At 67.7% G+C, this 13,522-nt stretch carries 11 protein-coding genes; 5 read left to right on the forward strand and 6 right to left on the reverse strand.

Annotated features, from left to right (window positions below; all coding sequences use genetic code 11):
- Nucleotides 1-83: 83 nt before the first annotated feature.
- Entirely contained in the window at nucleotides 84-2,372 is a 2,289-nt protein-coding gene (locus EYZ64_RS13200; protein ID WP_135453842.1) for a molybdopterin-dependent oxidoreductase, read from the reverse strand.
- A 102-nt stretch (nucleotides 2,373-2,474) separates the two neighbouring features.
- Between EYZ64_RS13200 and EYZ64_RS13205 the strand changes: the two genes are divergently transcribed.
- Nucleotides 2,475-3,635 (forward strand): acyl-CoA dehydrogenase family protein, encoded by a 1,161-nt coding sequence (locus EYZ64_RS13205; RefSeq protein ID WP_135453843.1) that lies wholly within the window; start codon nucleotides 2,475-2,477, stop codon nucleotides 3,633-3,635.
- A gap of 179 nt (nucleotides 3,636-3,814) precedes the next feature.
- Nucleotides 3,815-6,133 carry an LGFP repeat-containing protein gene (locus EYZ64_RS13210; protein ID WP_135453844.1) on the forward strand — a complete coding sequence of 773 codons (2,319 nt, stop codon included), beginning with the start codon at nucleotides 3,815-3,817 and terminating at the stop codon, nucleotides 6,131-6,133.
- A gap of 52 nt (nucleotides 6,134-6,185) precedes the next feature.
- Here the strand turns inward: EYZ64_RS13210 and lexA are convergent, their stop codons facing one another.
- Nucleotides 6,186-6,905: a transcriptional repressor LexA gene (gene lexA, locus EYZ64_RS13215; protein ID WP_135453845.1), complete on the reverse strand. Its 720-nt coding sequence runs from the start codon at nucleotides 6,903-6,905 to the stop codon at nucleotides 6,186-6,188.
- Nucleotides 6,906-7,103: 198 nt separating this feature from the next.
- Between lexA and EYZ64_RS13220 the strand changes: the two genes are divergently transcribed.
- Nucleotides 7,104-7,640, forward strand: a complete 537-nt coding sequence (locus tag EYZ64_RS13220; RefSeq protein ID WP_135453846.1) for a LysM peptidoglycan-binding domain-containing protein — start codon at nucleotides 7,104-7,106, stop codon at nucleotides 7,638-7,640.
- Between the two features lie 164 nt (nucleotides 7,641-7,804).
- Nucleotides 7,805-8,260: a transcriptional regulator NrdR gene (gene nrdR / locus EYZ64_RS13225; RefSeq protein WP_019348288.1), complete on the forward strand. Its 456-nt coding sequence runs from the start codon at nucleotides 7,805-7,807 to the stop codon at nucleotides 8,258-8,260.
- A 12-nt stretch (nucleotides 8,261-8,272) separates the two neighbouring features.
- On the opposite strand, the gene EYZ64_RS13230 is transcribed toward nrdR, so the two are convergent.
- From EYZ64_RS13230 to EYZ64_RS13240, 3 genes are all read right to left on the reverse strand, one after another.
- On the reverse strand, nucleotides 8,273-8,959 hold the full coding sequence (locus EYZ64_RS13230; RefSeq protein WP_135453847.1) for a PhzF family phenazine biosynthesis protein: 687 nt from the start codon (nucleotides 8,957-8,959) through the stop codon (nucleotides 8,273-8,275).
- Between the two features lie 68 nt (nucleotides 8,960-9,027).
- Complete coding sequence (locus EYZ64_RS13235) at nucleotides 9,028-10,050, reverse strand: alpha/beta fold hydrolase (RefSeq protein WP_135453848.1); 1,023 nt, start codon at nucleotides 10,048-10,050, stop codon at nucleotides 9,028-9,030.
- 36 nt (nucleotides 10,051-10,086) lie between these two features.
- Nucleotides 10,087-11,112: a proteasome assembly chaperone family protein gene (locus EYZ64_RS13240; protein WP_135453849.1), complete on the reverse strand. Its 1,026-nt coding sequence runs from the start codon at nucleotides 11,110-11,112 to the stop codon at nucleotides 10,087-10,089.
- 186 nt (nucleotides 11,113-11,298) lie between these two features.
- Between EYZ64_RS13240 and EYZ64_RS13245 the strand changes: the two genes are divergently transcribed.
- On the forward strand, nucleotides 11,299-12,099 hold the full coding sequence (locus EYZ64_RS13245; protein WP_286174845.1) for a trypsin-like serine peptidase: 801 nt from the start codon (nucleotides 11,299-11,301) through the stop codon (nucleotides 12,097-12,099).
- Here EYZ64_RS13245 and sthA read toward each other — a convergent pair.
- Nucleotides 12,096-13,502, reverse strand: a complete 1,407-nt coding sequence (gene sthA / locus EYZ64_RS13250) for a Si-specific NAD(P)(+) transhydrogenase (protein WP_167858107.1) — start codon at nucleotides 13,500-13,502, stop codon at nucleotides 12,096-12,098. The genes EYZ64_RS13245 and sthA overlap by 4 nt on opposite strands.
- Nucleotides 13,503-13,522 lie beyond the last annotated feature (20 nt).

The raw sequence follows: 13,522 nt of genomic DNA on the forward strand, positions 1-13,522 counted from the left end.
CCGCGGTCAGCGCTGAAGGGATCCTTGCACCGGCACGCAACTGCTACCGGGAAAACGGCCGAAGTGGTGGCCGCCCAACGGTTTCAGCGTTCCTGGATCACCGGAGGCTCGTGAGCCCGCACCGGGGGCAGCAGGCGAGTGAACTTCTCGACCTGCACCAGGACGTGAGCGCCGGTGCATCCCCGCGCCAGCGAAGAGGTGCCCACGTCTTCGGTGAGCACGTTGGGATTGCCGTGCACGCACATCGAACCGGGGTCGGCTGGATCGGCCGGATCGAACCAGGCCCCGGTCGACAGTTGCACCACCGCCGGGCGCAGTCGATCATCGATCACCACGCCGGCCAGGCACGCCCCACGGTCGTTGAACACCCGTACCACGTCGCCATCGACGAGACCGCGTGCCGCCGCGTCAGCTGGGTGGATCCGGATCGGTTCGCGCCCTTGGACTTTCGATGCCTGGCTGGTGGCACCGCCGTCGAGTTGGCTGTGCAGACGGGTCGCGGGCTGATTGGCCAGCAGGTGCAACGGATACGCCCGGGCTCGCTGCCCGCCGAGCCACTCCGTCGGCTCGTACCAGCGGGGGTGGCCGGCGCAGTCGTCGTAGCCGAACCCGTCGATGTCGGCGGAGAAGATCTCGATGCGGCCGCTCGGGGTGGCCAGCCGCCGCCCGACCGGGTCGGCCCGGAAATCGGCGAGCAGTGTCAGCCCTGGCTCGGTGGGTAACCGCAAGCTGCCCGCAGCCCAGAACTCGTCGAATCCGGGAACCTCGAAATCCAGCCCGGCAGACCACTTTTCATACATGTGGACCAGCCACTGCCGCGCCGTTCGGCCCTCGGTGAATCGCTCGCCGAAGCCGAGCCGCTCGGACAGCGTCGAGAACGTGGTGTAGTCATCGCGGGAGTCGGCATACGCCTGCGCCAGCGCGGGCATGGCCACGAGCAGCGGGTCATTACGTGATCCCGAGTAGTCCTCACGTTCATAGGCGGTGGTCGAGGGCACCACGATGTCGGCATGCTTGGCCATCGCCGTCCAGTACGGATCGTGCACCACGATGGTGTCCACGCGCGACAGGGCCCGGCGCAATCTCGGAATGTTCTGGTGGTGGTGGAACGGATTGCCGCCGGCCCAGTACACACACTTGATGTCGGGGTAGGTCAGCGCCAGGCCGTTGTAATCGAACGGCTGACCCGGGTGCAGCAGCATGTCGGTGACCGCGGCGACCGGGATGAACGTCTGCACCGGGTTGGGCCCCTGCGGCAGCGCGGGTAGGCCGCAGCGCAGCGGCGGCAGCCCCGGCTCGTTCATCGACCCGTAGCCGTGTCCGAAACCTCCGCCGGGGATCCCGATCTGGCCGAGCATCGCGGCCAGGGTCAGGCCCATCCACGGAGCCTGCTCGCCATGCCGGACCCGCTGCAGCGACCAACTGACGGTGACCAGCGTGCGCCCGGCGGCCATCCGCCGGGCCAGTGCGGTCAGTTCCTCGGCCGGCAGGCCGCTGAGCCGTGAGGCCCACTGCGGGCTCTTCGCGACACCGTCGTCGCGGCCCAGTAGGTACCGCTCGAACCGCGGATACCCGGTGCAGTGCGTGTCCAGGAAGTTGAGATCGGCCAGTCCCTCGGTGGCCAAGACGTAGGCCAGCGCGAGCATCACCGCCACGTCGGTGCCGGGGACCGGGGCCAGCCAATGACAGTCGCCGTCGATATCGTCGCGCAGCGGGCTCAACGACACGATCTGTGCGCCCCGGTCACGCAACCGGCGCAGCGCATCGCGGGCCGGATGTGCCGTGGTGCCACCGTGATTGATGCCGGTGTTCTTCAGCGCGACGCCGCCGAAGCAGACCAGCAGGTCGGTGTGTTCGGCGATGACATCCCAGTCGGTGGAGCGTTTGAACAGGTCGTCGTGGGTTCCGACCACCCGGGGCATGATCACCGCGGTCGCGCCCAGGCTGTAGGAATGGCGGGAAAAGGTATAGCCGCCAAGCATTTTCAGAAAGCGGTGCACCTGACTCTGGGCGTGGTGGAAGCGTCCGGCGCTGGCCCAGCCGTACGAGCCGCCGTAGATCGCCTCGTTGCCGTAGGTGTCGACGACCCGCCGCAGCTCGTCGGCCAGCAATTCGGTGAGGTCGTCCCAGGACACCGCGACGTACTCGTCGGCACCCCGCTCGCTGCTGGGGCCGGGGCCGTCCCTCAGCCAGCCGCGCCGGACCGCGGGCCCGACGATGCGGGAGCGGTGCCGGATTGAGCCCGGGAGGTTGCCGAGCAACGGCGAAGGGTCGGCGTCGCCGGCCTGCGGTGTGACGGCGGTGATATCGCCGTCGGCGAGGTCGGCGGTGAAGGCGCCCCAGTGCGCGAGGCTCGCGGGGGACTGGGGCATGGCCCGAGTTTACGGGCGGTATCGGCCCTCCCCGGAGCTGACCAACCACCCGGTTGGTATAGGTTGGCCCCCAAATCCGTAACCAGTACCGGAGGTCACACCATGGGCAGTGTTGTGAAGTACGACCGCACGTTGTTCGAGCCGGAGCACGAGCTGTTCCGCGAGTCGTACCGGGCGTTTCTGGACAAGCACGTCGCGCCGTTTCACGACCAGTGGGAAAAAGACAAGATCGTCGACCGCGGCGTCTGGCTCGAGGCGGGTAAGCAGGGCTTTCTCGGCACGGCGGTGCCCGAGGAGTACGGCGGCGGCGGCAACGACGATTTCCGGTACAACACGATCGTCTGCGAGGAGACCGTCGCCGGCCGCTACAGCGGCATCGGCTTCAGCCTGCACAACGACGTCGTCGCGCCTTATCTGCTCCGGCTGGCCACCGAGGAGCAGAAGCAGCGCTGGCTGCCCAAGTTCTGCACGGGTGAATTGATCACGGCGATCGCAATGACCGAACCCGGTACCGGCAGCGACCTGCAGGGCATCAAGACCCGCGCGGTCCGCGACGGCGACCACTACGTACTCAACGGGTCGAAGACCTTCATCACCAACGGCATCAACTCCGACCTCGTGATCGTCGTCGCCCAGACCGACCCCGAGAAGGGGGCCCTGGGCTTCTCCCTGCTGGTGGTGGAGCGCGGAATGGAGGGCTTCGAGCGGGGGCGGCACCTGGACAAGATCGGCCTGGAGGCCCAGGACACCGCCGAGTTGTCGTTCACCGATGTCAAGGTGCCGGTCGAGAATCTCCTCGGCGAGGAAGGGCAGGGTTTCGTCTACCTGATGCAGAACCTGCCGCAGGAACGCATCTCGATCGCCATCATGGCCGCGGCGGCGATGGAGGCGGTGTTGGAGCAGACGGTGCAGTACACCAAGGAGCGCAAGGCGTTCGGCAAGCCCATCGGCAGCTTCCAGAACAGCCGGTTCCTGCTGGCCGAACTGGCGACCGAGGCCACCGTGGTGCGGATGATGGTCGACGAGTTCATCCGGTTGCACCTCGACGAGAAGCTCACCGTGGAGCAGGCCGCGATGGCCAAGTGGTACTCCACCGAGAAGCAGGTCGACCTCATCGACCGCTGCCTGCAGCTGCACGGCGGCTACGGCTACATGCGGGAGTACCCGGTCGCACGGGCCTACCTGGACGCGCGGGTGCAGACCATTTACGGCGGCACCACCGAGATCATGAAGGAGATCATCGGACGCAGTTTGGGCGTCTGATGAGTCCGAACTACCCCGCCTGACGACCCGAGAAGCCCATATCTGGGTCGTCAGACCCAGATATTGCGGCTTTTTTGGGCATGATCGGCCACGTTCCTTGGTTATCCTCACCTGCTGAAGCAAAGTTGTCGGGGCGGGACATTTCTGAGGAAACTTTGCCGAACGAGCGGGGAGAGCGCATGACTAGGCCTGGAGCGAGGCTGAACGCGGCCGTGTGGCGGTTGGCGGTCGGCCTGCTCGCACTCGTGGTCGCTGCTTTGATGGGGCCGGCGGTGGCGTCGGCCACCCCGGAGTCGGACGCCGACGCGGCGGTCTCCGCCGCCTGGGAGGCCAACGGCGGCGACGGCGGGCCGCTGGGACCGCGCCAAGGCGGCGTCTACGCGGTGGGTTCGGGCTTCGCGCAGAACTTCGCCGGGGGCAAGATGTTCTTCACCCCGGCGACCGGCGCGCATTTCATGCAGGGCGCGATTCTGGAGAAGTACGAGTCGCTGGGCGGCCCAGCCGACGGCGATCTGGGATTCCCCACCATCGACGAGGGCGCCGGGCGTGCCCCGGACAGCCGCAACTCGACGTTGAGCGCGCCGGACAACCCCGTCATCTTCTGGACTCCGGCCACGGGTGCCCGGGTGGTCCGGGGCGCCATCAACGCCGCGTGGGACAAGCTCGGCGGCTCGGCCGGAGTGCTGGGCGTTCCGGCCGACGACGAGACGTTCGACGGCGATGTGAGCTCCCAGAAGTTCACCGGCGGTGAGATCTCCTGGAACCGCAAGACGAAGACGTTCACCACCGTGCCGCCGGAACTGGCCGATCAGCTCGCCGGTCTGGACGTACCGTCGGATCCCGCCGCCGCGATCGCCGCGGCCCGTCGGGCGGCAGGCGGGCCGATGGGCCCGCTGGGAGCCAAGGACGGCGATCAGTACCCGATCGGTGACGGCGGCGTCGGCCAGAACTACGTGGGCGGCAAGATCTTCTACACCCCGGCCACCGGGGCCAACGCCATCACCGGTCAACTGCTGGAGAAGTACGAGAGCGTCGGCGGCCCCGAAGGCGATCTGGGCTTCCCGACCGCCAGCGAGTCCGAGGGCGGGCTGGGCCCGAACAGCCGGATCAGCACCTTCGCCGCGGCCGACAACCCCGTCATCTTCTGGACCCCCGACTACGGCGCGGTGATCGTCCGGGGCGCGATGAAGGCGGCCTGGGACAAGCTGGGCGGGGCGAAGGGCGCACTGGGCGCCCCGATGGCCGACCAGACCGAAGACGGCACCGTCATCAGCCAGCGGTTCAGCGGGGGAGCGATCTCCTGGGACCGCGATGCCAACAAGTTCACCACCGAGCCCTCGAAACTCGCCTCCGAGTTGAGTGGCCTGCAGGTTCCGGGTGTCGGGCAACCTCATGCCGGTGGTCCGCAGCCGTCGGGCGCGGATGCGAAGAAGCCGTTCAGCTGGCATTGGAGCTGGTGGTGGCTGATCGCGGTGGTCCCGGTGCTGCTGCTCGCGGGTCTGATCGTGGGGGCGGCACTGTGGCACCGTCGCCGTGCCGGTGGCGATGACGACTTCGACCACGATCCGTTCGACGATGACTACGACGGTGCCGGCGAACCGCAGTATGACGACGGCCGCTACGACGAAGCGCACTACGAATCGCGGGGATACGACCACGACGAGTTCGCCGACGACCGGGGCGCCGATGCAGCGAGCGGGTACCGGCCGAGCACTGCCTACGGTGCCGGTGAAGCCTCGACGGCGCGTTTCGCCGGGCCGGGTGAGGATTCGGCGAGCGGTGTGGCGTCCCCGTTCGACGGCCCGACCGATATCGCGATCCCGGTCAGCCAGTGGGCCGCTCCCCACGGATCGGCCAGTGGCTACGGATCACCGGGGGAGGACGACGAGCCGCCGGAGGATTCCTCACGGCTGGCCGGCCCGGAGGCGGGACAGGGCTTCGACGACTACGACGACGGCTACCAGGACGATGACGACTTCGAAGAGGATGACTTCGACGACGATTTCGAAGAGGACGAGGACCTCGACACCCCCATCGATGCGGACTTCGAGGAAGTCGCCGAGGGTGACGCCGACGACGAGATCGAAGCCGAACTCGCAGACGACGACATGGTGGATACCGGGGCATTCGCAGGTCCGGCCGGCGGCGCACGCGAGGCGCAAGGTTTCGCGGCGTTGAGCGGCCTGGCCGTGCCGAGCGATCAGGACAATGTCGACACGGCGCCGACCCGTGTCATCACCGAGTCCGAGGCATACAGCAGCGAGGCCCACAGCGGGCGACATGCGGCCATCGAACTCGACGAGATCCCCAGTGCCACGGCCATCCATCTACCGCTGGAGGACGCGCGCCGCGCGCCGGAGGGCTACCCCATCAAGGCCGACACGAAGTCCGGCCGGTACTGGGCGCCCGACAGCAGTGAATATGACGACGCGGTGGCCGAAATCTGGTTCGCCAGTGAGGAATTCGCTCGCACCAACGGATTCGTGCGGACGGACTGAATCGAACGGACCCGGCCATCCTTCGGATTCGGCCGGGTCCGATCTCGGTCGGTCAGATCTTGCGGATCACGGTGACGACCTTGCCGAGCACCGCTGCGTCGTTACCCGGGATCGGGTCGTACGCCGGATTGTGGGGCATCAGCCAGACCTGACCGCGGGTCCGCTTGAACGTCTTGACGGTGGCCTCGCCGTCGATCATGGCCGCCACGATCTCCCCGTTGTCGGCCACGCTCTGTTGGCGCACCACCACCCAGTCGCCGTCGCAGATGGCGGCGTCGACCATCGAGTCCCCGACGACCTTGAGCAGGAACAGCGAGCCCTCGCCGACCAGTTCGCGGGGTAGCGGGAAGACATCCTCGACGGCCTGCTCGGCCAGGATGGGACCGCCTGCGGCAATACGCCCCAGCACCGGGACGAACGTCGGCTCGGGAAGCGCGTCGGAGCCGGCCACGTCGGTGGACACCACCGCGGCTGCCGGATCGTCGGCGCCACGCACGTCGACCGCGCGCGGCCGGTTGGGGTCGCGTCGTAGGTAACCCTTGCGTTCCAGGGTGCGCAACTGATGGGCGACCGACGACGTCGAGGTCAGGCCGACCGCGTCGCCGATCTCGCGGATGCTGGGCGGGTAGCCGCGACTGGTGACCGACGCCCGGATCACGTCGAGAATTGTTCGTTGCCGGTCGGTGAGGCCGCCCTCGGCCCGGCGTGGGCCCGCGCCGTCCGATCCGGCCGGGCTGTCGGTGCTGCCATCCCTGCTGCGGTCGTCGCTCATGGGGCCGAATGTAGTCGCTGGTCGAACATTAATCAAACATGTGTTCGACGTGTGTCGCGGGCGTGTCCGCAGGTGGGATGCGCGAGGGCCGTCGCGTGGGCGGTGTGCGGGATTTGTGGCCCGAACTTGTCGGTACCCCGTTCTATCGTTTGGCAACAGTTCGATCACATGTTCTATCCATCGAACACTTGAGCGACTATGTTCGAACACAAGAGCGAATACGTCCCACCGAAAGGCAGTCAGATGGCGATCATCGATATCCCCGCCGATAGCCGTTCCCGCGCTGTTCGGGCCACGCCGCAGTCGCAGTCGCCCCGCGCCCAGTTCGGCGCGGGCGCACCCCGGCCGGTGCGCCGGGTCCAGCGGCCGGCGCCGTCCCGTCCCGCCGGCGGTGCGGTCCGGTACCGCGGAACCGGAGTGCTGATGTCGCGGGCATCTCATCGCAGCCGGCCCATCACCCCGCTGACCACGGTCCTGTTGGCGCTGGTCGCCGCCGGCATCACGGTGTGGCTGGGGTTGGTGGCCCAACTCGGCGGGGTCATGGGGTCCGAGACGCCGACGCCGACCGAACTGGCGGTGGTCCAGGTGAAGTCGGGGGAGACGCTGCAGCAGGTGGCCCGGCGGGTCGCCCCGGATGCCCCGGTGTCCCGGGTCGTCGAGCAGATCCGTGACCTCAACCAGCTCGACTCCGCGGCAGTCGACGCAGGGCAGACGCTGCTCGCCCCGGTTGGCTGAGCAGTGCGATGACCGTTGAATCGTCGTGGCTGCCAGCCACACTGGCCGGCGTCGGCGTGAGCCGCTACACCCCACTGGACCCGGCGGTGAGTCTCCCGTTGGCATCGCGGGTACGCTCAAGGGCGCTCGAGCTAGTTGTCCGGCGGCATGACGAAGGAGCGGTAATGCATTGTCCGTTCTGCCGTCACCCTGATTCGCGTGTGGTCGATTCGCGCGAGACCGATGAAGGGCAGGCCATCCGGCGCCGTCGGTCCTGCCCCGAGTGTGGACGTCGATTCACCACAGTGGAGACAGCCGTGCTGGCCGTGGTGAAGCGCAGCGGGGTGACCGAGCCGTTCAGCCGCGAGAAGGTCATCCGCGGGGTACGCCGGTCCTGCCAGGGCAGGCAGGTCGATGACGACGCCCTCAACGTATTGGCGCAGAAGGTCGAGGACGCCGTCCGCGGACTCGGCACGCCGGAGATCCCCAGCCATGAGGTCGGTTTGGCGATCCTGGGACCGTTGCGCGAACTGGACGAGGTCGCCTACTTGAGGTTCGCCTCGGTGTATCGGTCGTTTTCGTCAGCCGAGGACTTCGAGCGCGAGATCGAGGCGCTGCGGGCCCACCGCGCCGAGGCGTAGTTCGATCCAGGTTCAGTCCAGTCGGGTGGTGCCATCGCTGACGACGCGGCCGGCCAGGCGAACCCAGCCCTCCGGACTCCAGCGGGTCTCGATCACCGAGCCCTTGCCCTGGATGATCGTCAGATCCCGGCTGAGATAGTCGGTCATGCGTACCGCCGCCGCCCCGGTGGCCTCATCCTCCGGAATGCCCAGGTGCGGCGCGAACGACCTGGAGCGCAAGGTTCCGTTCGCCTCGTCGATCCAGGCCCACAGATAGTTCTCCTCGGCATCGTCGAAGTCGTCGGGGTCGGCGGAGAGCAACTCATCGACAGAGGCCAAGTCATAGATGGCGAACTCCGGAGCCCATTCCGAGCGTGCATTGACGACGGCGCGATCTCCGTCGTACTCGACCTGGAGGATCCCCGCGGGCACTCGCAGGGTGTGGACCGGCAACCCGGTCTCACGCAGCCACCACGACGCGCCGACCGTCGGGTGCCCGGCGAACGGGAGTTCGGTGGCCGGGGTGAAGATGTGGGCGCTGGCCGAGTTACCGCCTGGCTGTGGCAGATCGATGAATATGGTTTCGCTGTAACCCAATTCGGTGGCGATCCGCTGCCGGTCCCCGGGGGCGACGGTGCTGTTGTCGACCACCCCGAGCGGATTGCCGTACTTGCCTTCGGAGTCGGTGAACACTCGTAACACGGTGACGTCGATGGCCATAGATCGATGCTACGTCGCAGCTCACGCTCCCCGGGCGGACCGCCCGGGGCCGATGTGGGTGAGAAGGGTCAGGTGGCGCTGCGCTCGTCGGCGTCCATCGCGTCGAGCACCGCGATCTGGGTGTCGAACGGCCCGGTCATCGCGGATTCGGTTCGCCCGCTGCGCAGCAGGCTGCGGAGCCGGTCCTGGTCGTAGACCGACGGTTCGGTCGTGTCGATGAAGCGTTCGACCACCTCGACGAAGCGGTCGGGATCGTCGTGGAACGGAAAATGCCCGGATCCGGAGAAAATCTCCAACCGGGAGCCGGGCATTGCGGCGTGGGCCATCCGGGCGTGGCTGACGGGGATCACCGAGTCGCAGTCGCCCCAGATCAGTTGCACGGGAACGGATTCGGTCAAGTAACAGCGGTCCAGCATGGTGACGACCTGGCCACGCCAGTCCACGACGGCGCGCAGGGTCCGGGCGAACGCCGCCGATGCCGTCGGCTCCGGCAGGTCGGCCAGGATGCGCACCATGTCCGGGATGTCATGCCCGAGGCCAGTTGAGCCCAACACCGCGCCCGCGGCCCGGCCGGCCAGCTGCAATGCCGGCAGCACCAGCGGCAGCCGCAGCAGTGCCAGCGCCTCACTGCCCATCGGCAGGGAGGCAACCCGCAACGCCACGTTGACGTCCTTGGTGACCCCACCGGCGCCGACCAGGATGAGACGGTCGACCAATTGAGGGAACTGATAGGCGAATTGCATCGCCACGCCGCCGCCCAGAGAATGCCCGACCACGGTCACCCGGTCGATGTCGAGCACGCTCAGCAGGTCGCGCATGCCGTTGGCGTACGCCGCCACCGAATAGTCCGCGCGCGGCTTGTCGGAGCTGCCGTGACCGAGAAGATCCGGGGCGATCACGGTGAACCGCTGCGCCAGCGCCGATTGCACGGTGTGCCACGTCGTGGAGTTGTCACCGATGCCGTGGATCAGCAGGATCGCCGGTCCGGATCCGGCCACCCGGAAGGCGCGCCGGTATCCGTGGATGGTGCGGTACTCGAGCGTCGGGGCGAGCTCGCGCACGGACCGCAGATGGGGTTTGCGCTCAGTCATGCTGGTCAACCTCGCTCTCGGCCCGCCACCGGGCTGCTATGAGTGGTTGTCGCCGTTCGGGAATCCGTCGCCGAAGCCATCCCGTCCGTCTTTGTACTTGTCGTCTTTGTACTTGTCACCGGTCTGCTGGGCGAGGAACCGTTCGAACTCGGCTCCCAACTCGTCACCGCTGGGCAGTTCCTCGTCACGCGCCAGCAGGGACCGATTTTCCTGTGCGGCAACGAAAGCATCGTACTGGCGCTCCAACCCGGTCACCACTTGGGCGACCTCGGTGCTGGCCTCTACCTGCTCGTTGATCTTGCTGTACACCTCGGCACCGGCTTCGGACAGTTTCTCCAACGGCAGTTGTAGCGAACCGGTCCGGGCCACTTCGGCGAGCAGTGCCTCGGCCGCGGGCGGATAGGCCGTCTGGGCCAGGTAGTGCGGAACGTGCACGGTGTAACCGACCACCTCGTGGCCGTGCTGAGCCATGCGGAACTCGAGCAGGTTGGACACGCTCGCCGGAACCTGGATCTCCCCGACCCAGGGGGTGTGGTCGGCGATCAGCTCCTTGTCGTTGGAGTGGGCGGTCAGCATCACTGGCCGCGTGTGCGGCACCGCCATCGGAATCGTGCCGAGGCCGATCACCCGCCGTACCCCGAGCTGCTCGGAGAGCAGCCGCACCGCGGTGATGAAACGCTCCCACCTCAGGTCCGGCTCCAGGCCGGCCAGCAGCAGGAACGGCGTGCCCACGCCGTCATGCAACGCGTACAGGTTCAGCTCGGGTTCCTCGTAGCTGGTGAAGTGGTCGGTCTTGAACGTCATCAGCGGCCTGCGGGACCGGTAGTCGAGCAGCTCATCGATGGCGAAGGACGCGACCAGTTCGGTGTCGAGGGTGTCTTTGAGGTGCTCGGCGGCCAGCCGGATCGCGTGACCGGCGTCGGAGAACCCCTCCAGGGCGTGGATCAGCACCGGGCCGCGGCCATCCGACGACGACAGCTGCGGCGCCGGGAACTCAAGCTCGTACATGCCGCTCTGATCGGGCTGGTAGTGCTGGTCGGGGGTGTCGCTGCTGTCGGTCATCTCGCTTCGTCTCCTCGCTGCGGTAGGACGCTGTGACGGCCCACCACCATGCCATCTAGTGTCTCGCATACCCGGGCTGCGGGTTCGTTCCGCCCCGCTTGTGCATGCGAACGCGCCGGGTCGGGCCCGGCATTCCGGCGGTAATCGGCGCGATCAGGCAAAATCGTGATGATGCAGGTGACCCCGATGGTGAAGCTCACAGTCGCGGCGGCGGCGGTGACCGCTCTGGTCGCGGCGTGCACCGGGCCGGGTAACCGGACCGCAGGCGCCGGCCCCACAACGGTCCCGCCCAGCAGCCCGTCGGTCGTGGCCAGCCCGTTGTCGCAGGCCGGGGCCGAGTCGGTGATGCCGGACCGGCGGGTGGGGGCACTGTTCCTCGGCGACACCACGACCCACACCTGCAGCGGATCGGTGCTGGCCAGCACGTCCGGCGATCTCATCCTGACGGCCGCGCACTGCCTTCTCGACGGTGTCGACACCACGTTCATTCCCGGCTTCGGTGAGGGCGGTGGCGATTCCTGGCACGTCGAGGCGGCGTATCTGGACCCGCGCTGGATCGCCGAGCAGGATCCGCAGGCCGACTACGCCATCGTGCGGGTCACCGGCGGGTCCGGCGCGAGCCTGCTCGGGGCGGCCGGCGGCGGGCTGGCCCTGGGGTCAGCGCCTGCGCCGGGTGTTCCGGTGACGGTGACCGGCTACCCGATGGGAGAGGGCGGTAGCCCGCTGGCCTGCCGGGGCGCCACCGCGTGGTCGCCGCAGGGGTTCCCGTCTCTGGCCTGTGCGGGCCTGACCGACGGTTTCAGTGGCGCGCCGTGGGTTTCGGGCTCGACGGTGACCGGGTTGGTCGGCGGGCTCGACGGCGGTGGATGCGACGACGACGTGTCCTACTCGCCACACTTCGATGGCCGGATCGACCGATTGCTGGCCAGAGCCGAGGCGGGCGGACCCGGCGACGCGGCGCCCGCGGCGCTGGAATCCGACTGCTAGTAACGGAACTGGTTGAGCGCGCGCAGCTTGTTCATCACGTCCAGCGCCGCGACCTTGTACGCCTCGGAGAACGTCGGATAGTTGAACACCGCGTCGACGAGGTATTCGACGGTGCCGCCGCACCCCATCACGGCCTGCCCGATGTGCACCATCTCGGTGGCGTTGGTGCCGAAGATGTGCACGCCCAGCACCCGCAGATCCTCGGTGGACACCAGTAGTTTCAGCATCCCGTAGGAGTCCCCGGCGATCTGGCCGCGCGCCAGTTCGCGGTAGCGGGATATACCGACTTCGTAGGGGATCGAATCCTTGGTCAGATCGACCTCGGTCGCGCCGACGAAGGACACCTCCGGGATCGAGTAGATGCCGATCGGCTGCAGGCTCATCATGCCTTTGGTGGGCTCGCCGAAGGCATGGTAGGCCGCCAGCCGGCCCTGCTCCATCGACGTGGCGGCCAGTGCCGGGAATCCGATGACATCGCCCACCGCATAGATGTGGTCCACCTTGGTGGTGAAGTTGTCGTCGACGTAGATGCGGCCGCGGGCGTCGGATTCCAGGCCGGCGTTCGCCAGATCGAGGTGATCGGTCTGGCCTTGGCGCCCAGCCGAATACATCACGGTCTCCGCGGGGATCTGCTTGCCGCTGGCCAGGGTGGTCACGGTGCCGGACGGGCCGACGTCGACGCCGGTGACCTCTTCACCGAACCGGAACGTCACCGCGAGGTCGCGCAGATGGAAGCGCAGCGACTCGATGATCTCGGGGTCACAGAACTCGAGCATGCTGTCGCGCTTCTCCACCACGGTGACCTTGGTGCCGAGCGCGGCGAACATCGAGGCGTATTCGATCCCGATGACTCCGGCGCCGACCACCACCATGGAGGTGGGCAGGGTCTTGAGATCGAGGATGCCGTCGGAATCGAGCACCCGGGCGTCGTCGAACGTCACGCCGGCGGGCCGGGCCGGTTTGGTTCCGGTGGCGATGACGATGAAACGGCCACGGACAGTGACCAATTCGGCGCGGCTGGGGTCCTCGACGACGATGGTGTGGTCGTCGGCGAACCGGCCGTGCCCGGTGTAGAGCTCGATCCGGTTGCGCATCAGCTGGGACCGCACGACGTCGATCTCCTTGCCGATGACGTGCTGGGTCCGCGACAGCAGATCGGCCGGCGTGATCTTGTCCTTGACGCGGTAACTCGCGCCGTAGAGTTCGCGCTGGCTCATGCCGGTCAGGTAGACGACGGCTTCCCGCAGTGTCTTGGACGGGATGGTGCCGGTGTTGACGCACACACCGCCGAGCATCATGCCCCGTTCGACCACCGCAACGGATTTGCCGAGCTTCGCCGCGGCGATGGCGGCGCGTTGACCCCCCGGACCGGAACCGATGACGACGAGGTCGTACTCCTGCATCGAACCCATGGACAACCTGT

The organism is Mycobacterium sp. DL99, from assembly GCF_004762045.1.
Taxonomy (GTDB): domain Bacteria; phylum Actinomycetota; class Actinomycetes; order Mycobacteriales; family Mycobacteriaceae; genus Mycobacterium.